Here is a 22,409-nt window from a genome sequence, read left to right on the forward strand (position 1 = left end):
CGTTTCGTTCTGTTCAGACGAACCTGTCAGACCCGCCGCCTGCGCGAGCCGATCAGGGCGGCGAAGCCCGCGACGACGAGCAGCAGGCCCCAGGTCATCAGGGCTCCCACCGTGGCTCCCGTGTCGGCCAGCGGCGGCTTCGGATCACCCGGTGTCGGCGGAACCGGTGGCGCCGGCGGCTTGGGATCGACGGGGGTCTCCGTGGCGCACTGCGGGTCCTTGCCGTCGGGAACGCAGTTGCCGCCCGGCGTCTCCGAGGTGACGGCGTTGCGGAGCTTGCTGTCGCCGTTCACCGGGTCCCCGACCGTCACGGAGTACGTGATCGTGGCCGTCGCGCCGACCGCGAGGTCACCGCTCCAGCTCAGCTTCGGCGCCGAGTAGGTGACCGATCCCGAGGAGGCCTTGGCGTCGTCGTTGTACTTGGCGTCGTCGAGCACCCCGGTCATGTCGTCCACAAAGGACACTCCGGTCAGCGGCGCGGTGCCGGTATTGGTGACCTTGACCGTGTAGGTCACCTTCTCGCCGGGTTGCACGCGCTGCGGGTCTGCGGTCTTGATGATCAGCACGCCGGGGATCAGCGTGCTCGTGCCGCAGTCCGGATCGGTGGAGCCGGGCGGGCAGTTGCCGCCGGGGGTCTCCGAGCTGACCACGTTGGCGAGCTTGCGGTCTCCACCAGCGGCCTTCACGGTCACGGAGTACGTGATCTTGGCCGTCTCGCCGACCTTCAGGTCTCCCGCCCACGTCAATCGGGGAGCCGAATATGTAGCGCTGCCAACGGAAGCGGCCACGTCGGCGTTGTAGTCAGCGTCGTCGAGGACCTTCGACAGGTCGTCGGTGAACGTCGCCGCCTTCACGTCCGCCTTGCCCGTGTTGGCCACAGTGACCGTGTAGGTGACCTTGTCGCCGGGCTTGGCGACCTGCTTGTCGACGACCTTCTTGATCGTGATCCCGGGAACCGTTGTCGTGGTGACGCAGTGCGGTTCCGTCGAGCCGGGCGGGCAGTTGCCGCCGGGCGTCTCGGAGCTGACCGCGTTGATCAGCTCGTTGTCGCCGGTGTTCGGCTTGTTCACGGTGACCGAGTACTTGACGGTGGCCACGGCGCCGATCGCCAGATCACCCTTCCACGTCAACCGCGTCTCCGCGAAGGTCGCCGTGCCGATCGTCGCGGTGGCGTCGTCGTTGTACTTCGCGTCATCGAGCACTGCCGTCAGATTGTCCACAAAGGACGCTCCGGCCAACGCCGTCTGCCCCTTGTTGGTCACTGTCACCGTGTACGTGACCTTGTCACCGGAGTTGGCGGACTTCTTGTCGACTTCCTTGCGAATGTCCACACCGGACACCGGGGTCGTCGTCGAGCACTTCGGGTCCGTCGAGCCCGGCGGGCAGTTGCCGCCCGGTGTCTCCGAGCCGACCGCGTTGACGAGCTTGTGATCACCCTTCACCGGGTCGCTCACGCGGACCGAGTACTTCACCGTCGCGGAGCCGCCGACCGCGAGGTCGCCCTTCCACGTCAGCCGAGGAGCCTCGTAGGTCACCGCGCCGGGCGCGGCGGTGGCGTCCCCGTTGTAGACCGCGTCGTCCAGGACGCCGGTCAGATCGTCCACAAAGGACACTCCGGTCAGGTCCACCTGCCCGGTGTTGGTCACGGTCACGGTGTAGGTCACCGTGCCGCCCGGGTTGGCCTGAGCGGGATCGGCCTTCTTCTCGATACGGAAACCGGAGACAGGCGTCGTCGTCGTGCACGAGGACTCACAACGGTTGCCCGGTGTCTCGGAGCTGACCGTGTTGATCAGCTTGTGGTCTCCGGTGTTCGGCGACTTCACCGTCACCGAATACGTGATCTTCGCGCTCTCGCCGACCTTCAGATCTCCGGTCCAGGTCAGTCGCGGAGCCGAATAGGTCGCGGCACCAACGGAAGCGGACGCGTCGGCGTTGTACACCGCGTCGTCGAGCACCTTGCTCAGATCGTCCACGAAGGACGCTCCGGTCAGTGTGGTCTGCCCGGTATTGCGCACGGTCACCGTGTACGTGACCTTGTCGCCCGGGTTGGCCGACTTCTTGTCGACCTCCTTGTTGAGGGCCATGCCGGGGACGAGCGTCGTCTTCGAGCACGCCGGATCGGTCGAGTCCGGCGGGCAGTTGCCGCCCGGCGTCTCCGAGGTCACCGCGTTGACGAGCTTGTGGTCCCCGGTGTTCGGCGACTTCACCGTCACCGAATACGTGATCGTGGCCGTTCCCTGGACAGGCAGCGTCCCGGCCCACGTCAGTCGCGGCGCCGCATATGTCGGCGCACCAACGGTTGCGGACGCGTCGGAGTTGTAGTCGGCGTCGTCCAGCACCTTGGAGAGGTCGTCGACGACCTTGATGTCCTTGGCGATCACACGGCCCGTGTTGCGCACGGTCAGCGTGTAGACCACCTTCTCGCCCGGCTTCGCTTCGGCCTTGTCGACGGTCTTGGTCACGGTGTAGCCCGGCCCTGGCACGAGCGTGGTCGCACAGGCCGCAGAAGCGTCGTCGGTGCACCGGTTCGCCGGTGGCACGGTGCCGGGCGGCCCTCCTGTTCCCTTGGCGCGGTTGACGAGCGACTTGCCGATGGCGTCCTCGCCGACACGGACCTTGACCTGGAGGCTCGCACTGCCTCCGATCGCGAGGTCACCCGCGTTCCACACCAGCGGGCCGGAGCCGGACACCGTGCCCTGTGACGGCGTCGACTCGATGTAGCTCGTTCCTGCCGGAAGCGTGTCGGTGACCACGATCCCAGGCGCCCCAACGGTTCCCGTGTTCCGGATGCCCACGGTGTAGGTCAGCGTGTCGCCGGGGAGCGCTTCGGCCTTGTCCACCGACTTGACCAGCTCGTAGCGCGGCGAGGTGACGGTGTTGCGCACGGTGTTGCTCTCGCGCGACTGCGGCCGTCCAGTCTGCGCGCCCTTGAACGTGAGCTGGGCGGTGTTGTCGAACTTCGTGCCGTCCGCGACGGAGTCACCGACCTTGACGCGGAACGTGATCTTCGCGCTGGCGCCGGGTTTGAGGTCTGCCAGCGGGCACGTGACGAGCAGTCCGCTCGCCGAGCACCCGGCCCCCGATCCGTCCACATAGGACAGACCGGCGGGCAGGCGATCCGTGACCGAAATGGCCGTCGCGGTGTCCAGGTCCGTGGTGCTGCCGTCAGCGTGCTTGTTGACGACGTCGAGGGTGTAGGTGATCTCGCCGCCCTTGACGACCCATCCCGGCGGGTTGTCGGCGGTGTTGCCGGGCGGCGTGTTCGCCTTGGTGATGCGCAGATCGGGTTCGAGCGCGTCGGTCATCAGCCACACGGTCTGCGGGTAGATCGCGTCGCCGTTGGTGGCGATCTTCAGCTGGAGCCGGTCGGTGCCCGCCGGGACCTTGCCGGTGACGTCGACCGTGCGGGCGTCGTAGCCGAAGTTGTTGACCGGCGCGGGATTCCTCGCGCTGATGTTGGTTCCGGCGCCGGTGGCCGAGACCTGGTCGATGCGGCTGCTGAAAGCGTTGGGGCGACTGGAGCCCGGGAGCGCGGGCGCGGGCATCGTCAGCGTCTGCAAGGACGACGCGTCCCGCCCGACCTGGAGGAAGTCCCCGTCGATGTCGGCGTCCCCGTCGCCTGCGGTGATGCCGAGCGTGGCGTTCGGGACGCGGCTGCTGACGGACTTGATCCCGGTGAGGTCGATGGCCACCGAGTTGGTGCCGACGACCTTCTGGAAGCCGTCCCAGACCTGGAGGTAGCGCAGCGGCTCGGCCGGGTTCTCGTAGGCGACGACGAGGGACCACCCGCCCCAGCAGCCGAGGTTGGTCGAGGAGTTGATCGACCTTCCCTCGCACGCCTGCACGTCAGCGACGGTGTAGTCACCCGAGCCCGCCGCGCGGACCAGGTCGGTGACGTCCTTCGCGCCCGCGTGCGCGGTGAGCACCGGGGTGCCCCGGCCCGCCGCGTCGAACCAGTCGTAGGTGTCGGCGGTCAGCCGCCGGTACGTCGTGCCGCCGGGGACCTTGAACGAGACCTGGTTCGCCTTGCTCGCGTCCCCCGAAGTTCCTGTGCTGGCAACGGGATTGAGCTGCCAGTAGAGCCGGGCGGAGAGCACGGTGGCACCACTGGGCAGGCTGATCCGCGCGCTCGACGCGGTGTTGCCGGGCGCGGCGGGGTCGACCTTCACCCACGTGGCGGGCTGCCCGTTGCTGGTGCTGTCGGTGCAGGTGGTCGCGCCGCAGGTGACCACGGAGTTCGACGCCATGGTGATCGCGCCGTGGGCGAGGCCGGAGTACACCGGCGTCGGCCCGATCTGGCGCTCCGTTCCCAGTCCCCGCGCTTGCTGCGCGAAAGCCGCCGAGGGCGCGAGCAGAGAAAGCACGAGAAGGACGGCCAACGTGGAGCGCATAACACGAAATAGGCCGTGCCACAACGGCTTCGACATTTCCCTGCCCTTTCCGAAGGACGGTGGACACACGAACATAGACATGCCCGGACCAGGGAGAACGCGCCAGAATAGGGAAATACCTCAGACAGGGGACACACCGGAGATCACCGTCACGCCCCGCAGGTGATCACCCGAGGGACCCGAAGAGGGGCATCACCCGGAAGGGTTCACCACAAAGCGCAACGGCGCATTCGGGGGATTACTTCGGCGCCGGGTCGAAGGCCAGGACGGCAGCGGAAACGGGTGACTCGCACACGACCTGGCGGAGGGGCACCCACTCGCCCTTGTCGCCGTCCGCGATCCCCACGCACAGGTTGCTGTGCAGCGCGCGCAGCCGGAAACCGTTGGCGCCTGCGGATTCCACGTTGAACAGCTCGGCGTTGCCGATGGCGCACTCGTCGTCGACCACCGCCGCGCCGATCTCCATGGACTCCTTGCGCACGCCGAGGCACCCCGGGCCGTACTGCGGGTGATCAGCGCGAACGTGGTACGAGCCGTCTTCGAGCCGGTCCAGGGTGTAGCGCGGATGCGTGCGCGCGCAGTCCTTCTGGAACACGACGCCGGTGTCCGAGCCCTCGCGCTCCGACAGGCACAGGCCGGAGTGCACGGCGCGGAGCCGGTAGTCGCCCTCGGCGGGTGCGGCCGGGTTCGGCTTGGCGGCGATCGGGTGCGGCTCGTCGCCGGAGCGCTGGCCGAGCAAGATCATCGGAACGGCCACCGCGACCGCGACGAGCACGACCGCCGCGCCGCTGACGGGCCAGATCCACCGGCGCTTGGGCTTGTCCTCCACGAGAACCGGAACGGGAACGGGAGCTTCTGCGGGACCGGAGAGGCGCTCGTGGGCGAGCAGCCAGCTCGCGTCGTCGGTCTCACCGCACACCTTGAGCAGCGCGCTGACGAGCTCCGGGCGGGGCAGCGTGTCGCGGGTGAGCATCGAGGCGGTGGTGCTCTTCGGCAGGACCTCGCCGAGCGCTTCGGCCCGGCGTTCGATCTCCCGGTACGTGAGCCCCGAACGGTCCCTGACCTGCCTGAGCAGGGCGACGAACTCGGCGGGAGTGGCCGCGCTCCCGGGTTCCAGCCGACTCATGCGCGAAGTCTAGGGAACACGTGGGTGCCGGATGCCGGGGTGGTCGGCGGGCAGTGCCTTGCGGAAGATCCACCAGCTCACCGCGAGGTTCAGCGCGACGAGCGGATAGGTCAGCGCGGCACGCGTGGTGCCCAGGGCCACGGTCGCGTCGATCCACCACAGCGGGATGAACACGGCCAGCCGGATCACGTACTGGAGCACCCACGACCAGCTCGCCAGGCTGTAGGCGCGCAGCAGCGCGGGGTCCTTGCGCCAGCGCGTGCGCTGTCCGAGCGCGGTGCCGACCACGACGCCGAGCAGCGGCCAGCGGATCACGATGCTCACCGCCCACGCGAGCGCGCTGCCCGCGTTGGCGATCAGCTGGAGCAGGAAGAAGTCCGACGCGCGCCCGGTGTAGAGCGGGACCAGCGCGGCGAGCACGACGCCGAGCATGCCCAGCAGCACCGCACGGGGCTTGTCCCCGCGCCGCTGGCGGACGATGGCCAGCACCCCGCCGACCAGGACCGCGGCCACCGCGCCGAGCAGCACGGAGTCGCCGAAGGCGAGCCAGCCGACGACGAAGGCCACCGGCGGCAAGGTCGCGTCCACGGCCGCCCGCCGCCCGCCGAGCAGCGATGCGAGCGTCTCCTCGCCGGGGTTGGCCTCCTGCGAGGCGGCAGACCGTTGCGTCACCCCTCCAGCCTGCCTGAACAGCCCGCCGACGAACACCGCTTAGGCAACCCTTTGTGAGCGGATTCGCTCACGGTTTGGGGATTGACCTCCGTGAGGCGGGTTACTACGGTGACGGAAATCGTCTGGGAAGTTAACAGACAAGTCGGAACGGAGGAGCGGATGAGGGCGGGGAGTCCGAGGCTGCTGCGGGAGATCAACGACCGCGCCGCGATCGAGGCGCTGCTCCAGCGCGGCGCCATGACGCGGTCCGAGGTCGAGGCGATCATCGGACTGTCCAAGCCCGCCACCGCTCAGCTGCTGACCCGGCTGGAGCAGGACGGCGCGGTCGTGCGCGACGGGCTGCGCGGCGGGAGCCGGGGACCGCGCGCCCAGCTGTGGGCGGTCAACGGGGCCCTCGCGCACGTCGTGGCCGTCGACCTCACCCCGAGCCACGCCGACATCGTGGTCGCCGACATCACCGGCGCGATCCTGGCCGAGCGGCAGCAAGAACTCCCGGAGGGCGGCCCCGGCGTGGTCACCGCCTTCGCCGACGCCGTGCGCGCGACCACGGGCAGGGCGGGGCTGTCCACGAACGAGCTGTGCGCGGTCGTCGTCGGCTCGCCCGGTGCGGTGAACCCCGCGGACGGGCACCTCGGCTTCGCACCGCACCTGCCCGGCTGGGAGGGCTTCGACATGCCGGGGCGGCTGCGCGAGCTGCTGGAGGCCCCGGTCACCGTCGAGAACGACGTCAACCTGGTCGCGCTGGAGGAGATGGTCGCCGGGCGGGCCACCGACATCGACGACTTCGTGCTGATCTGGCTCAGCGAGGGCATCGGTGCCGCCGTGGTGATCAACCGCAGGATGCTGCGCGGAGCCACCGGCGGTGCGGGTGAGATCGACTGGATGCGCGTTCCCGACCTGGCCGACGCCGACACCGGCATAGACCGCAGGGGCATCCGGCTCGGCGACCTGCTCGGCTCGCCGACCATCCTCAAGCTCGCCCGCGCACACGGGCTGTCCGCGCGCACCGCGTGGTCGGCCGTGCGCAAGGCGCGCACCTCCGGCGAGGACGGCAGGCCGTTCCTCGCCGATCTGGCCAAGCGGATCGCCACCGGGGTCGCCGGGGTGGTCAGCGTGGTCGATCCGCAACTCGTCCTGCTGGCCGGGGAAACCGGCCAGGCGGGCGGGGAGGCGCTGTGCGGACTCGTCGCCACCGAGCTGCACGAACTGGTGGTGCCCCGCACCCCGGTCGCTCCCACCCTGGTCACCGGGAACCCGGTGCGCGCGGGCGCGCTGCACTCGGCGCTCGCGCTGGCCAGGCAGAAGGTTTTCGGACTCACCGCCGCCGCCACGGCAGAACCCTTCCGCGGGTCCCCGCGACCCGCTTGACCTCATTGCTGGAGGGCTTGATGCGCAAGACACTTGCGGGACTCACCGCGGTGGCGGTGCTGACGACGGCGTGCGCCGGTGGTGGCGGACGCGGTGGGAGCGGCGCGATCGCCGATCCGCCGAAGAAGGACGACAAGCTCACGCTGACGGTGTTCTCCAAGTACTCCGACCGGGAGGAACGCGAGGTCACCAAGGCGCTCAACAGCTTCAAGGCGAAGTTCCCGAACATCGAGATCAAGCACGAGGGCAACCAGGACGACGACAAGATCACCGGTGCGGTGCGCGGCGGGAACCCGCCGGACGTGGCGATGACCTTCATGACCGACAACCTCGGCCAGTTCTGTTCGAGCGGCTCCTGGCAGAACCTCAAGGGCTACCTCGACCGCGACAAGGTCGACCTCTCGGTGATCCCGCAGGCGGTGCGCGACTACACCGACTTCAAGGGCACCCGCTGCGCGCTGCCGATGCTCGCCGACGTCTACGGGCTCTTCTACAACAAGGACCTGTTCTCCTCCGCGGGCATCGCCGAGGTCCCCAAGACCACCGACCAGCTGCTGGAGGCCGCGAAGCGGCTGACCCAGAAGAACCCGGACGGCTCGATCAAGGTCGCGGGCTTCCTGCCGTCGATGCCCTTCTACAACAACCAGGCGCAGATCTGGGCGCCGTCCTGGGGCGCGCGCTACCTGGACGCCAACGGCAAGTCCGCGCTCGCGGGCAGCGCCGAGTGGAAGGCGATGTTCGAGTTCCAGAAGAAGCTGGTGGAGTTCTACGGCTACGAGAACCTGGAGCGCTTCCGCGCGGGGCTCGGCCAGGAGTACTCCGCCGACCACGCCTTCCAGCAGGGCAAGCTCGCGATGATCATGGACGGTGAGTACCGGACGGCCTTCATCGCCGACCAGTCGCCGAACATCGCCTTCGGCACCGCCCCGTTCCCGCACTCCCCCGCCCGCCCGGACCGCGCCGACGGCGCCTTCGCCACCGGCACGATCATCGGAATCCCCAAGGGCGCCAAGAACCCCGGCGCCGCGTGGGAGCTGATCAAGCACATGACGCTGGAGACCGACACCCTGGTCAACCTCTCCAACGCGATCAAGAACGTGCCGAGCACCGACGCCGCGCTGAAGGACCCCAGGCTCCAGGTCACCCCGCAGTTCAAGACCTTCATCGACCTCTACGGCGGCGGCAAGCTGTGGTCCAACCCGCCGACCCCGATCGGTGACGCGCACCTCAAGGCGGTCAACGACTTCGCGGCGGAGTGGCAGGCGGGCAAGGTCGCGAACCTCGACGAGGGCCTGAAGAAGGTCGACCAGCAGATCAACGACGCGCTCGCGCAGAGCGGGAAGTGACCACGACGCTGGACCGTGCGGCGGTGGCTCCGGCGCCCCGCCGCACGGCGAGACCGCGCGCCCGAAACAAGTGGACCGTGCTGGCGTTCATGTCGCCCGCGATCGTCGGGTTCGTCGTGTTCTTCGGCTACCCGCTGATCGCCACCGGCTACTTCTCGCTCACCCGCTACGACCTGATCAACGCCCCGGAGTGGATCGGGTTCGACAACTACGTGCGGATGTTCACCAGCGAGCCGCTGGTGAAGGTCGCCGCGTGGAACACGCTGTGGCTGGTCATCGTGCTCACGGTGGCGCGCGTGACCTTCGCGCTCGGCGTCGCCTCGGTGATCGCGCGGCTGAAGAGCGGCGTCGGCATCATCCGGACGCTGTGCTACCTGCCGTCGCTGGCGCCCCCGGTCGCCGCGACGCTGGTGTTCAGCTTCCTGTTGAACCCGGAGTTCGGCCCGGTCAACGCGTTCCTGAAGTTCGTGGGCATCGAGTCCCCGCTGTGGTTCAGCGATCCGGAGTGGGCCAAGCCCGCGCTGACGCTGCTCGTGCTGTGGGGCTCCGGCGAGCTGATGATCATCATCCTGGCCGCGCTGCTCGACGTGCCGCAGGAGCAGTACGAGGCGGCCGAGCTGGACGGCGCGGGCCCGGTCCGCAAGTTCTGGCACATCACGCTGCCGACGATCTCGCCGGTGCTGATGTTCGGCGTGGTGAACTCGATCATCTTCGCGTTGCAGTTCTTCACCCAGGCCGTCGTCGCGGGCTCGGTGGCCTCCGGTTCCGCCGACGTCGCGGGCTCCACGAAGATCCTCGGCTTCCCGCAGAACTCCACGCTGACCTACCCGATGTGGTTGTACACACAGGGTTTCCGCTACTTCAACATGGGCTACGCGGCGGCCATGGCGGTGCTGCTGTTCGTGGTGTCCTTCGTCTTCACCGCGATCCTGGTGCGCCAGATGCGCAGGGCCTCGCACGTCGAGGAGGGCTCATGACAACGACGCTGAACGTCAAGCCCCGCAAGGGTTCCTGGGATCGCAAGCTCCAGTGGATCGCCACGCACAGCATCGGCATCGCGCTGGCGATCGGCTTCACCATGCCGATCCTGTTCGTGTTCCTGACCGCGGTCATGTCCGACCAGCAGGCGCTGTCCTCGACGTTGTGGCCGCAGGAGTGGCACTTCGAGAACTTCCTCAGGGTGTTCGAGAAGGCCCCGATGTTGCAGTACATGGGCAACACGCTGCTCTACTCGCTGCTGGCGACGCTCGGCGTGATGCTGTCGGCGATCCCGACGGCCTACGCGCTGGCGCGGATGAAGTGGCGCGGGCGCAACGTGGTCTTCCTGCTCGTGGTCGCGGCGATGATGCTGCCGCCTCAGGTGGTCTCGGTGCCGCTGTACGACATGTGGATCAGCTTCGGGCTCACCGGAACGTTGTGGCCCTTGGTGATCCCGTACTTCCTCTTCGACGCGTTCAGCGTCTTCCTGCTGCGTCAGTTCTTCCTGACGATCCCGCAGGACTACATCGACGCGGCCAAGATCGACGGGTGTTCGGAGTTCACCGCGCTCGTCCGAGTACTGGTGCCGATGGCCAAGCCCGGGATCGCCGCGACCGCGCTGTTCTGCTTCCTGTTCACCTGGAACGACTACTTCGGGCCCCTGCTCTACGCCGGGGAGAACCAGCAGAACTGGACGCTCTCGCTCGCGCTGGCGTCCTTCAGGGGATCGCACCAGGTCCAGTGGAACCTGACCATGGCGGCCACCGTGCTGATCATGGCCCCGGCCATCGTGCTGTTCCTGTTCGCCCAGAAGTCTTTCGTCAAAGGCATCACGTTCACGGGGGTCAAAGGCTGATGAAGCTCACCGTTGTCGGCGGCGGCTCGACGTACACACCCGAACTGATCGACGGGATCGCGGGCAGGCGCACCAGTCTCAAGGTCGACGAGATCGTGCTCGTCGACCCCGACCACGACCGCCTCGCCGTGGTCGGGCCGTTCTCCCAGCGGCTGCTCGACCACGCGGGGCACCCGGCGCGCGTGCGCACCACCTCGAACCTGGAGGAGGGCGCGGAGGGCGCGTCCGCCGTGCTGTTCCAGCTGCGCGTCGGCGGCCAGGCAGCACGGCGCTCCGACGAGACCTTCCCGCTGGACTGCGGCTGTCTTGGCCAGGAGACCACGGGCGCGGGCGGCCTCGCCAAGGCGCTGCGCACGGTCCCGGTGGTGCTCGACATCGCCGAGCGCGTGCGCGCGGTGACCGGGCCGGACACCTGGATCGTCAACTTCACCAACCCCGTCGGCATCGTCACGCGCGCGCTGCTGGAGGCCGGGCACCGCGCGGTCGGGCTGTGCAACGTGGCGATCACGTTGCAGCGCTTGGTTTCTCGGGTTCTCGGCAGTGATCCGCAGGAGGTGAAGCTCGACCACGTGGGACTCAACCACCTCACGTGGACCCGGCAGGTCCTCGTGGACGGCCGCGACGTGCTGCCGCAGCTCATCGCCGACCACGCCGACGAGATCGCGGCCGACCTCGAACTGCCCGCGGACGTGCTCCGGCGGCTCGGCGTGCTGCCCTCGTACTACCTGAAGTACTTCTACTCCCACGACGACATCGTTGCGAAGCAAAGGGATGAGCGCCCGCGCGCGGACGTGGTGACCGATGTCGAGCACGAGCTGATGAAGATCTACTCGGACGAGAACGTCGTCACCAAGCCGCAGGAGCTGGCCGAGCGCGGCGGCGCCTACTACTCCGAGGCGGCCATCCAGCTGGTGCACGCGTTGACCGGCGGCGGCGACGCGGAGGAGCACGTCGTCAACGTGCGCAACGGCTCCACGCTGCCGTTCCTGCCGTCCGACGCGGTGATCGAAGTACCGTCCACTGTGGACACCAACGGCGCGGTCCCGCTGCCCGTCACCGAGGTTCCGCCGGAGTTCGCAGGACTGATCGCGCACGTGACCGCCTACGAGCAACTGGCGCTGAAGGCCGCTGTGCACGGCGGTCGGGACCGCGTTGCCGACGCGCTGCTGGCCCACCCGCTGGTCGGCCAGTTCGCCCTCGCCGAGAAGCTGGCCGACGACCTGGTGGCGGAGAACCGCGACCACCTGCCCTGGGCCAAGTCGTGAACCGGCAGGAGGGCCGGCCGATCAGGACCCTCCGCGAGCTCCTCGCCGCGGAGGCACGTCCCAGAAGAGAGCGCTCCCACACGGATTTCCCGTGTTTCAGGAGGGTGGAGCGCGCGCGGGAGATCGTCGTTCGCGGGTTGACCGCGGCGCGGCGGCAGGGGGAGACGACGTGAAGGCCGAACAGACCGTGCTCGCCATCGACGGCGGCAACAGCAAGACCGACGTGATGCTGGTGAACACCGACGGCGAGGTGCTCTCCCGGGTTCGCGGCCCCGGCGCGTCTCCGCAAACCGTTGGTGTGCAGGCGAGCCTGGACTGCTTCGCCGAGCTGGCCGCGAGCGCCGCTCGTGCCGCAGGGCTCTCCGGCGAAGCCCCGTTCGCCACGCACACGGCCGCCTACCTGGCCGGAGCCGACCTGCCCAGGGAGGAGGAGCTGCTCAGCGAGGCCGTCAGCGCGCGCGGCTGGTCGTCCTCCACCGTGGTGGCCAACGACATCTTCGCCCTGCTGCGCTCGGGAACCAGCGACGGGATCGGCGTCGCGGTGGTGTGCGGCGCCGGGATCAACGCCGTCGGCGTGGCACCGGACGGGCGCACGCACCGCTTCCCCGCGCTCGGCCGGATCTCCGGTGACTGGGGTGGTGGCCCGCAGATGGGCGGCGAGGCGCTGTGGCTCGCGGTGCGCGCCGACGACGGACGGGGCGAACCGACCGAGCTGCTGCCCGCCGTGCTCGCGCACTTCGGCGCGTCGAGCATGGCCGAGGTGATCGAGGGCCTGCACTTCGGCGAACTCGACCTGTACTCGGCCCAGCACGCGCTGTCGCCGGTGCTGTTCGAGGTGGCGGCCGCCGGGGACGCGGTGGCGGGCGCCGTCGTCGACCGGCTCGCCGAGGAGATCGGCCTGCTCGCCGGGGTGAGCATGCGGCGGCTCGGGCTGACCGCCGAGCCGGTTCCCGTGGTGCTCGGCGGCGGCGTGCTCACCGGCGCGTCCGGCCAGCTGCTGGACAAGGTCGGCCGGCGGTGCCGCGAGGTGGCCCCGCTGGCGGAGCTGCGCCTGGTCGACCTGCCGCCCGTGGTGGGGGCCGCGCTGTGGGGGCTCGACGCCCTCGGAGCAGGCCCCCAGGCGGAGGCCGCGCTGCGCGGATCAGCCCTGCCCTCGCCGGTGGCGGCGTGATGGTCCCCGCATCGGGCAGATCTCGCAGGTTATCTGACGGTGTGTCAAGTTACGGTGGGAGGATGCCAACGGCGTAGGACATTCGGCAGTACTGGGAGGGACGTCGTGGAGTGGGGATCTTTCGTCGCGATCGGTGACTCCTTCACCGAGGGCCTGGACGACCCGGGCCCGAACGGCCAGTTCCGCGGGTGGGCCGACCGCACGGCCGAGCGGCTCGCCGAGCTCAACCCGGGTCTGCGGTACGCGAACCTCGCCATCAGGGGGAAGCTGCTCGGCGAGATCGTGGCGGAGCAGGTCCCGCTGGTCAGTTCCGTGCGCCCGGATCTGGTGACCCTCTGCGGCGGCGGCAACGACCTGATCATGCCGTCGGCGGACCCCGACTCGCTGGCCGAGCTGTACGAGAGCGCGGTCAGCGAACTGCGCGCGGCGGGCAGCCAGGTCGTGGTCTTCACCGGCTTCGACACCAGGGACACCCCGGTGCTGCGCCGCGTGCGCGGCAAGGTCGCCACCTACAACGCGCACCTGCGCGCCATCGCCGACCGCTACGACTGCCTCGTCGTCGACCTGTGGTCGATGCGCGTGCTCCAGGACCGCCGGATGTGGAGCGAGGACCGCCTGCACCTGACGCCGGAGGGCCACCACCGCGTGGCGCTGCGGACCTGCGAGGTCCTCGGTGTGCCGGTGGAGGAGGACTGGTCGACGCCGCTGCCGGAGGAGCCGCCCGCGACGTGGGTGACCCTGCGCCGGGGCGACCTGCACTGGGCCCGCGCGCACCTGGTGCCGTGGGTCGGCAGGCAGATCCGTGGCGTGTCCATGGGCGACAACCTCCAGCCGAAGCGCCCCGAGCTGGTCGAACTCGCCGACTCCACCTGCGACTGCTGACCCACATCGCGAGGTACGGGTGTCTTCAAGACCGCCGAACCCCCTTGCGATCATCGCTAACCGCCCCCCCTTCCGCGCGATCGGGGGTTTGCCGTCGTTGGAGACCGCGCGGGCGGGGGTTCGCTGGTCTTGAAGACCGGCAAACCTCGCGCTTCCTCCCCTGTGACGTGCTGGCTGGCGGAGTGCGCGTGTGCTCTCCCCGCGCACCTAGTCGACGCGGTGTTCGGTGGCCTTCACCAGCTGGCGCACGTGGTCCACCGACCCGCAGTCGGCGTCGAGGCGTTCCTGGCGCACGCGCACGAAGTTCGCGCCCAGCTCGGCCTTGCGCTGCTCGGGCACGGAGTCGCGGGCGTCGTTGAGGATGGTCCGCTCCTCCTCGTCCACGTGGTGGTTGAGGGCCTCGACGAGCTCTTCGAGCTTGTCCTCCCACTCCTCAGAGGACGTGTCGCCGACCTCCATCAGCGCGAGCAGCGCCTGGTGCCCTTCGGCGTGCTCCTCGGCACCGTGCTCCACCTCGTGGTCGTCCACGTTCTTGAAGCGCTTGAGCGCCGGGTAGACCTCGCTCTCCTCGGCCTCGGCGTGCGCGACGAGCAGGGCGGCCAGCTCGGCGAGCAGCTTCTCCCGGTCGTTGTCGCGGTTGCGGAGATCGCGGAAGAGGTCCTCGAAGCGGCGGTGGTCGGCGAGGATGAGTTCTACGACGTCGTTGGCCATGAGCGGGTAGTACCTCGACCGCCGGACCCCGAAACGAACAGTCCCCGAAACTGCCATCGGCCGGCACCCGGGGACGCGGGTGCCGGCCGAGACAAAGCGGATGATCATGACCTCTGGTGAGGTTTCCCCCAGGACCACCCGGTGACGCCGATCCAGCGCGAACCAAACGACGTCGTTACCTAGGTTGCCAGGCTCGCGACGCGGGACGCTAAACGATCGCTAAACGACCCGTTCAGCGGCGAGTTCTTCCAGCTCAGCCCGCACGTCGTCGGCCGAGCTGAGCCCGAGCCCGCCGAAGAGCTCCAGTGCCCGCGTCAGCACCGCCGCGGCCTCCTCCCGCTCCCCGCGCAGCCGCAGCACGCGGCCCAGGCTCTGGCACGACCACGCCTCCAGCAGCACCGAGTCCGCGGCGGCCGTGTCGCGCGCGGCGTCGCGGAGGTAGCGCTCGGCGGCCTCCAGCTCCCCCATGGCCTCGCTGACCTGGCCGAGGTTGAGCCACGCCATGCCGATGCGGTCGAAGTTCTCCATCCGCTGGTGCAGCGCGAGGACCTCCTGGAAGTGCGCGAGCGCCTGCTCGTGCTCGCCCTTGCGCTTGCAGATCTCGCCGAGGTTGGTCAGCGCCAGCGGCAGCACGAACATGTCCTCGATCCGCCGCGCCAGATCGACGCTGAGGCGGCAGTAGCGCTCGGCCTCCTCGGTGTCCCCTCGGTCGAACAGGCCCGGCACCATGTTCGTGGCGATCAACGCGACGTGGTGCGGATCGCCGATCTCCTCCGCGAGCCGGTAGCCGCGCATGTAGTAGGCCATGGACAGCTCGTTCTGCTCGCTGTTGCGGTAGGCCAGGCCCGCCGTGTTGAGCATCCGCACCTCGGCGAAGCGGTCACCGAGCCGCTGCGCCGCGTCGATGCCGAGCTCGGTGAACTCGAACCACACCTCCCACGGGCAGCGGGCGAACAGGTACGCGCTGAGCATGTGGGTGGCCGTCCACGTCGCCTCGAACCGGCCGGTGGCGTGGCTGAAGCGCACCAGCGCCATCAGGTTCGGCCACTCGTCGTCGAGCCACGCCATCGCGGTCCTGCGGTCGACCACCTCGGCGGGGACCAGCTCGGGGTGCTCGGCGGCGTAGTGCGGCCCGGTGAACGTCGGGCGCAGCGCGCGCCGCGTGTGGTCGAGGCCGGTCAGGTAGTGGTCGACGGCCCGGTTCTCCACCACGACGCGCGTGGCGTGCGGCAGCTGGGAACGGGCGAGCGAACGCGCGTAGAGCCGGGTCAGGTCGTGCATGGTGAAGCGGTCCGCGCGGTACTCGTTGACCAGGTGCGCCGCCGCGAGCGCGCGCAGGGAACGCCGGGCGCACGCCGCTTCCACCCCGGCCATGACGGCGAGCAGCTGAGGCGTCACGTCGGTGCCGGGCAGCACTCCGAGCAGGCGGAACACCCGCGCCAGCGACTCGCCGAGGCTGTGGAAGGTCATGTCCAGGGCGCCGCGCACGGAGATGTCGTCGTCCTCGGTGCCCAGCGCGCCGAGCCGCTGCTGCTCGTCGGTCAGCTCGGCGACCACGGTGGCGACCGAGCGGTTCGGGTTCACCGCGAGCCGCGCCGCCACGATCCGCAGCGCCAGCGGGAGCCCGCCGCACAGCTCCGCGAGGCGGCGCAGGTCCTCGGGGTCCTCCACCCGGTCGTCGCCGAGCGCTCCGGCCAGGATGCGCACAGCATCGTTGGTGGGCAACGCGTCCAGCGTCAGCACGCGGGCCGCCGCGGAGACCGACAGGCCGCCGAGCCGACGACGGCTGGCCACCAGGGCGAGCGAGCCGGAGGCGACCGGGAGCAGATCGCGCACCTGCTCGGCGTCGCGCGCGTCGTCGAGCAGCACGAGCACCTTGCGATCGGCGAGCAGCGACCGGTAGAGCGCGATCCGCTCGTCGAGGTCCACCGGAACTCCGGCGGGCGCGATCCCCAGTGCCACAAGGAACTGGCGCAGCACCTCGGCGGGCTCGACGGGCGCGCGCTCGGGGTCGAAACCACGCAGCGACGCGTAGAGCTGGCCGTCGGGGAAGCGGTCGGCCACGCGGCGCGCCCAGCTGACCGTGAGCGCGCTCTTGCCCATGCCCGCCGTGCCGACGACGAGCGCGACACGTGGCGCAGCACCGGTCCCGTCACCATCGCCGAGCAGACTGTCCATCCAGGACAGTTCGCTCTCCCGCGCCGCGAATCCCGCTGGTGCGGGCGGGAGCTGAGCCGGGCGGAGCACGGTCGCGGTGCCGCGCGGGGTGACCTGGGAGCCCTTGGCCTGCACCTCCTGGTCGTCGCGCAGCAGGCTGGCGTAGAGGTCGCGCAGCGTGGTGCCGGGGTCGACGCCGAGCTCCTCCGCGAGCAGCCTGCGGTAGCGCAGGTAGCTGCCGATGGCTTCGGCGCGCTGACCGCAGCGGTGCATCGCGATCATCAGCTGACCGATCATCCGCTCGCGGAAGGGTTGTCGCGCAAGCAGTCCGGACAGCTCGCTGAGCAGCTCCGCGTGCCGCCCCAGCTCCAGGTCCGCGTCGATGCGGTCCTCGAGCAGCCCGAGGCGGAACTCCTCGAGATCGGCGGCGACCCCGGTGCGCAGGCGCTCGGACGGCAGGTCGGCCAGCGCCTGCCCGCGCCACTGCGCCAGTGCCCCGCCGAGCACCTCCGCCCGCCGCCGCGCGTCCAGCTCGCCGACCCCGGAGATCATCGACTGCACGCGGTGCAGGTCGATCAGCTCGGGATCGGCGCGCAGCAGGTAGCCGGGCGGCTGGGTGATGATCTCCACCTCGCCGCCGGGGGCGATCTCGGCGAAGAGCTTGCGCAGCCGGGAGACGTAGCTCTGCATTATCGTGCGCCCGGTCGACGGCGGCTTGTGCTCCCACAGCACGTCCTCGATGTGCGCGACCGAGACGACCTGGTTGACCTCCAGCAGCAGCAGGGCCAGCAGCGTGCGCGCGCCCCGGCTGCCGACCTGGACCACCTCGCGGTCGGTGATGATCTCCACCGGCCCGAGCACCCGGAACCCCAGCGGGCTCACGCGGACCTCTCCTGACCGGACAGCGCGGACAACCGGCCGCGAACGCTTTCCACTTCGGCAAGTCCGAGTCGCTCGAACAGTTCCAGCGCCCTTGCCCACTCCTCGCCGGCCGCAACGGCGTCGCCGTCGGCCATCGCGACGTCGCCGAGCCCGCGCCGGGCGCGCGCCTGCTCGATCGGCACGCCGATGTGCTCGGCGATCTCCAGCGCCTCCCAGAACAGCCGCCGCGCCGCGTCGCGCTCGCCCAGCTCGACCATGGTGTCGCCGAGCCACACCAGCCCGAGCGCCAGCGTCTCCCTGTCCCCGGTCCGCCTGCTCAGCTCGATCCCCTCGCGCAGCCGCAGAACCGCGGAATCGATGTCCCCCAAGGCTTTCTGGATGAAGCCCAGGTTCAACGTGCAGCTCGCCCGGTTCAGCGCGTCACCGCACTCCTCGGCCAGCCGCAGCGCTTCCTCCACATAGGACAGTGCGTCGGTGTAGCGGGCCAGCTCCATCAGCACCATGCCCACGTTGGCCGTGGTGGTGCCGATGTCCCTGGCGCTGCCAAGGGCTTTCGCGGCCGCGCGCGCGGCCATCGCCTGCTCCAGCGCGTCGGCGTGCCGGTTCGCCCGCGCCAGTGCGACGGTCAGGCCGATCCGCGTGGTGACCTCGGCGTGCTGGTCGGCGAGGCGGTCGGTGGCGGGCAGCGCGCGGCGGTGCGTGGTGATCCACTCGTCCACCAGGCAGCGGGCGGAGAAGAAGTTCAGCATCAGCCTCGGCAGCACCCACGCCTCGACGTCATCGCCCTCCTCCAGCAGACCGCGTTGCAGCTCGATCAGGTTGCCCAGCTCGGCGTCGAACCACTCCAGCGCCTTGGCCGGGGTGTCGACCTCGGGCAGCAGCTGGCCCGGCTCGGCGGGGAAGCTCAGCTCGTCACCCGCCGGGCGGATGGCGCGCCTGGCGAGATCAGCGGTCGTCAGGGAGAAGCGCACGAGCTGCCGCCTGGCCGCCACGCGCTCCCGCTCGGTGAGGTCGGTGCGCGCCTTTTCCCTGCCGTGCAAGCGAAGCAGGTCGTGCATGACGAAGCGGTCGGGTCGCTGCTCGGCGATCAGGTGCGCGGCGGCCAGCGAGCGCAGCCCGCGCCGCGCCGCGCTCGGGTCGATGCCCGCCATCGCGGCCATGGACAGCGGCGTGACCTCGCGCCCCGGCACCAGACCGGTCAGCCGGAACAGCATCGCGGCCTGCTCGGAGAGGTGCCGGTAGGAGACGTCGAAGACCCCGCGCACGGAGATCTCGGCGTCGTCGGTGTCCAGTGCTGCCAAGCGTTCCCGCTCGTCGGCGAGCTCGGCGACGAGGTCGGCGGCGGAGCGGTCCGGGTTCACCACGAGCCGGGCGGCGACGATCCGCAGCGCCAGCGGCAGGCCCCCGCAGAGCTGGGCGAGCACCCGCAGGCTGACCGCCTCGCGCGCGGCCCGCTCCCCCGCAGCGGCCTCGATGATCCGCACCGCCTCCGACTCCGGCAGCGTGTCCAGGGTCAGCACGCTCGCGCCGACCGACACCGCGAGGCCGCCGAGCCTGCGCCTGCTGGTCACCAGCACCAGCGAACCGCTGTCACCCGGGAGCAGCGGCCGGACCTGCTCGGAGTCGCGGGCGTCGTCCAGAAGCACCAGCATCCGCCGCCCGGCCAGCAACGACCGGTACAGCGCGACGCGCTCGTCCTCCTCGACCGGGACCGCCTCCGGGGCGACGCCGAGCGCGATCAGGAACCGGCGCAGCACCCGGCTCGGCTCGGCGGCGGGGTGTTCGGGGTCGAAGCCGTGCAGCCCGGCGAAGAGCTGCCCGTCCGGGAACTCGGGTGAGACCTGGCGGGACCACGTCACCGCGAGCGCGCTCTTGCCGACACCGGCCGCGCCCACCACGGTCGCGATCACCGGGCTCGGCCGCTCGTCCCTGCCGACCAGGAGCGCGTCCAGCGCGGCGATCTCGCGCTCCCGCCCGGTGAACCCGGCGGGCGACGGCGGCAGCTGCGCGGGCCTGCGCGGCACCGAAGCGCCCTGCTCGCTCACGGCGGGCGCCCAGTGCAGCGAAGGGTCGTCGCGGACGACGCGCTCGTGCAGCGCGCGCAGCTGCGGCCCGGGGTCGATGCCCAGCTCGTCGGCGAGGCGGACGGTGAAGTCCTGGAAGGTGCCGAGCGCGGTCGCCCGCCTGCCGCTGCGGTAGAGCGCGAGCACGAGCTGGGAGACCATCCGCTCCCGGAACGGGTGCCGCGCCAGCAGTCCGGACAGCTCGGCGACCAGGTCGGCGTGCCGCCCCAGCTCCAGGTCGGCGGCGATCCGGTCCTCCAGCGCGACCAGCCGCAGTTCCTCCAGCTCGTAGACGACGTGCTCCAGCCGACCGGCCTTCACACCGCCCAGCACCGGCCCGCGCCACAGCCGCAGCGCCTCGGCGAGCAGCTCGGCGCGCCCGGCGGGCGGCAACCCGCGCGCTCGGTCGATCAGCGCGGTGGCCCTGCGCAGGTCGACGAGGTCGTGGTCGACGCGCAGCTGGTAGCCGGACGAACGCGTGATGATCTCCACGCGGTCGCCGGGCGCGTGCTCGACGAGGAGCTTGCGCAGCTTGGAGACGTAGCCCTGGATGATCGTGCGCGCGGTGGAGGGCGGCTCCTCCTCCCACAGCACGTCGGCGATGCGGCCCCGGCCGACGACCTGGTTGGCCTCCAGCACCAGCAGCGCGAGCAGCCTGCGCACCCCGGCTCCGCCGAGCGGAACCGGAATCCCGTTCGCGAGCACCTCGACCTGACCGAGCAGCCGGAACTCCAGGTCCCTCGCTTCGGCCGCCGATGATCGCACCAGCAAACAATACGACGTTTCGGCTACCGCCCAATGGTGCAATGGTCAGGCCGGTTCAAGGTTCCGCATACCTTCCGGCAGGTGTGCCGGCGCCGCCGTTGTCGAAGACCGGCAAAGCCGGGGGCAGAACGGCCGAAAGCACTAGGGTCAGTGGTGTGCCCCTGGACCCGACCGTCGTCGCAGACCGTGGCGCCGGGTGCCTGCTGGGCGGGGCGCTCGGCGATGCCCTTGGCGCGCCCGTGGAGTTCATGCGGCTCGACGAGATCCGCAAGGAGTACGGCCCCGCGGGCGTCACCCACCCGCCCAGGCTCGGGCTGATCACCGACGACACGCAGATGACGCTGTTCACGGCGGAGGGCTACCTGCGGGCGTGGGTGCGCGGCAAGCACCAGGGGCAGTGGGGTCCGGCCGCGATGGTCTGGCTGAGCTACCGGCGCTGGCTGGACTCGCAGCAGCAGCGCGCGCCCTCCCCCGACTCGGTCGGCCTGCTCACCGACAAGCGGCTCTACGCCAGCCGCGCGCCCGGTGTGACCTGCCTGCGCGTGCTCCAGGGCGCCAACGAGCTGTCCGAGGTCCCCGACCCGGAGCACCCGATCAACGACTCGCGCGGCTGCGGCGGCGTGATGCGCGTCGCACCCGCGGGCTTCGCGCCGACCGCCGAGACGGCCTACGGCCTGGGCTGCGAGTTCGCCTCGCTGACCCACGGCAGTCCCGCGGGCTGGGCTCCCGCCGGGGCGCTGGCGATGATCGTGCACCTGGTGGCCATCCGCCGCCGCTCCCTGGTGGAGGCCGTGGACCAGGCGACCGGGCGGGTGCTGCGCGACGACCGCGAGACCGCGCACGCCCTGGCCGCCGCCGTCGCGCTCGCCGGGTACGACAGCTCCAAGGCGGAGCAGGTGCGCGAGGCCAAGGTGTTCGGCCGCCGCGTGGTCACCGGAGGCCCGTCGGACCGCTCGATCGAACGGCTCGGCGGCGGTTGGGTCGGCCCGGAGGCGCTGGCGATCGCCGTCTACTCCGCGCTCTCGCACCGCACGCCCGAGCGCTTCCCCGACGCGCTGCGGCTGGCCGCCAACCACTCCGGCGACAGCGACTCGACCGCCTCGATCACCGGCAACCTGCTCGGCGCGCTGCACGGAGCCGCCGCGCTGCCGCGTGAGTGGGTCGGCAGGCTCGAACTGTCCGACCTGATCGACCAGGTGGGCAGGGATCTCGCGGCCTCGTGCACCGGTAACGGCTTCGACGAGGACTACTACGGGTTCTGAGCCGGTTTCCCTCCGCGCACATCGGGTACCCGAGGGTCCCCAAGCTCGGAGGAGGTCGGCGGTGGAAGAGAACCTGAACGCCTATTTCGCCTTCCTGATCGTCGGCGCCATCCTCGTCATCGCGGACGGGCAGCTGATCATGCGCGCCAGTCGCGGCTACCTGCGCTCGGCCTATGCCGACGAGAAGGCCGCGAACTCGATGGGCCGCATGATCGGCGTGCTCTTCCACATCATCACGCTGGGCCTGCTGATGTTGCTCTCCACGGTCAACATCCCCGTCGAGGGCGCCGTGCAGCAGGTCGTCACCAAGCTGGGCATCGTCCTGCTGCTGCTCGGTGCGGCGCACGCGGTGGCCCTGTCGGTGCTGCGCAACATGCGTGAACGGCAGAGCTCGCAGCTGCTCACGCAGGAGACCAACGCGCAGTTCGAAGAGCGCAGGCACGACGAACACCAGCAGCAGCCGAATGTGAACCCGAGCATGAACGCGAACAACTTCTAACCCCACGAACCCTCG

At 70.3% G+C, this 22,409-nt stretch carries 15 protein-coding genes; 9 read left to right on the top strand and 6 right to left on the bottom strand.

The window, feature by feature from the left end; genetic code table 11:
- Positions 1–26: 26 nt before the first annotated feature.
- The 3 genes from ABD798_RS06015 to ABD798_RS06025 all read right to left on the bottom strand — a co-directional run bounded on the left by ABD798_RS06015 (position 27) and on the right by ABD798_RS06025 (position 6,189).
- On the bottom strand, positions 27–4,391 hold the full coding sequence (locus tag ABD798_RS06015; RefSeq protein ID WP_344871500.1) for a DUF7927 domain-containing protein: 4,365 nt from the start codon (positions 4,389–4,391) through the stop codon (positions 27–29).
- A gap of 238 nt (positions 4,392–4,629) precedes the next feature.
- The gene (locus tag ABD798_RS06020) at positions 4,630–5,517 is read right to left on the bottom strand and encodes a helix-turn-helix domain-containing protein (protein WP_344871501.1); all 888 of its coding nucleotides are present in this window, start codon (positions 5,515–5,517) and stop codon (positions 4,630–4,632) included.
- 9 nt (positions 5,518–5,526) lie between these two features.
- Positions 5,527–6,189, bottom strand: a complete 663-nt coding sequence (locus ABD798_RS06025; RefSeq protein WP_344871502.1) for a DUF3159 domain-containing protein — start codon at positions 6,187–6,189, stop codon at positions 5,527–5,529.
- A 159-nt stretch (positions 6,190–6,348) separates the two neighbouring features.
- On the opposite strand from ABD798_RS06025, the gene ABD798_RS06030 reads away from it, so the two are divergent.
- The 7 genes from ABD798_RS06030 to ABD798_RS06060 all read left to right on the top strand — a co-directional run bounded on the left by ABD798_RS06030 (position 6,349) and on the right by ABD798_RS06060 (position 14,055).
- Complete coding sequence (locus ABD798_RS06030) at positions 6,349–7,557, top strand: ROK family transcriptional regulator (RefSeq protein ID WP_344871503.1); 1,209 nt, start codon at positions 6,349–6,351, stop codon at positions 7,555–7,557.
- 20 nt (positions 7,558–7,577) lie between these two features.
- The gene (locus tag ABD798_RS06035; protein ID WP_344871504.1) at positions 7,578–8,903 is read left to right on the top strand and encodes an extracellular solute-binding protein; all 1,326 of its coding nucleotides are present in this window, start codon (positions 7,578–7,580) and stop codon (positions 8,901–8,903) included.
- Positions 8,900–9,880 carry a carbohydrate ABC transporter permease gene (locus ABD798_RS06040; protein ID WP_344871505.1) on the top strand — a complete coding sequence of 327 codons (981 nt, stop codon included), beginning with the start codon at positions 8,900–8,902 and terminating at the stop codon, positions 9,878–9,880. Before ABD798_RS06035 ends, ABD798_RS06040 begins: the two co-directional genes overlap by 4 nt.
- Positions 9,877–10,737 (top strand): carbohydrate ABC transporter permease, encoded by an 861-nt coding sequence (locus tag ABD798_RS06045; protein ID WP_344871506.1) that lies wholly within the window; start codon positions 9,877–9,879, stop codon positions 10,735–10,737. The genes ABD798_RS06040 and ABD798_RS06045 overlap by 4 nt, the downstream gene beginning before the upstream one ends.
- Positions 10,737–12,002 (top strand): 6-phospho-beta-glucosidase, encoded by a 1,266-nt coding sequence (locus tag ABD798_RS06050; RefSeq protein WP_344871507.1) that lies wholly within the window; start codon positions 10,737–10,739, stop codon positions 12,000–12,002. The genes ABD798_RS06045 and ABD798_RS06050 overlap by 1 nt, the downstream gene beginning before the upstream one ends.
- Before the next feature lie 169 nt (positions 12,003–12,171).
- Entirely contained in the window at positions 12,172–13,173 is a 1,002-nt protein-coding gene (locus tag ABD798_RS06055) for an N-acetylglucosamine kinase (RefSeq protein ID WP_344871508.1), read from the top strand.
- 105 nt (positions 13,174–13,278) lie between these two features.
- Positions 13,279–14,055 (top strand): SGNH/GDSL hydrolase family protein, encoded by a 777-nt coding sequence (locus tag ABD798_RS06060; RefSeq protein WP_344871509.1) that lies wholly within the window; start codon positions 13,279–13,281, stop codon positions 14,053–14,055.
- 207 nt (positions 14,056–14,262) lie between these two features.
- On the opposite strand, the gene ABD798_RS06065 is transcribed toward ABD798_RS06060, so the two are convergent.
- The 3 genes from ABD798_RS06065 to ABD798_RS06075 form a co-directional block, all read right to left on the bottom strand.
- Complete coding sequence (locus tag ABD798_RS06065; protein WP_344871510.1) at positions 14,263–14,766, bottom strand: hemerythrin domain-containing protein; 504 nt, start codon at positions 14,764–14,766, stop codon at positions 14,263–14,265.
- Positions 14,767–14,985: 219 nt separating this feature from the next.
- Complete coding sequence (locus ABD798_RS06070; RefSeq protein ID WP_344871511.1) at positions 14,986–17,805, bottom strand: AfsR/SARP family transcriptional regulator; 2,820 nt, start codon at positions 17,803–17,805, stop codon at positions 14,986–14,988.
- Positions 17,802–20,633: an AfsR/SARP family transcriptional regulator gene (locus tag ABD798_RS06075; protein WP_344871512.1), complete on the bottom strand. Its 2,832-nt coding sequence runs from the start codon at positions 20,631–20,633 to the stop codon at positions 17,802–17,804. Before ABD798_RS06075 ends, ABD798_RS06070 begins: the two co-directional genes overlap by 4 nt.
- A gap of 155 nt (positions 20,634–20,788) precedes the next feature.
- Between ABD798_RS06075 and ABD798_RS06080 the strand changes: the two genes are divergently transcribed.
- Positions 20,789–21,895 (top strand): ADP-ribosylglycohydrolase family protein, encoded by a 1,107-nt coding sequence (locus ABD798_RS06080; RefSeq protein ID WP_344871513.1) that lies wholly within the window; start codon positions 20,789–20,791, stop codon positions 21,893–21,895.
- Between the two features lie 61 nt (positions 21,896–21,956).
- On the top strand, positions 21,957–22,394 hold the full coding sequence (locus ABD798_RS06085; RefSeq protein ID WP_344871514.1) for a hypothetical protein: 438 nt from the start codon (positions 21,957–21,959) through the stop codon (positions 22,392–22,394).
- Positions 22,395–22,409 lie beyond the last annotated feature (15 nt).

Origin of the sequence: Allokutzneria multivorans, from assembly GCF_039537405.1 — a bacterium.
Taxonomy (GTDB): domain Bacteria; phylum Actinomycetota; class Actinomycetes; order Mycobacteriales; family Pseudonocardiaceae; genus Allokutzneria; species Allokutzneria multivorans.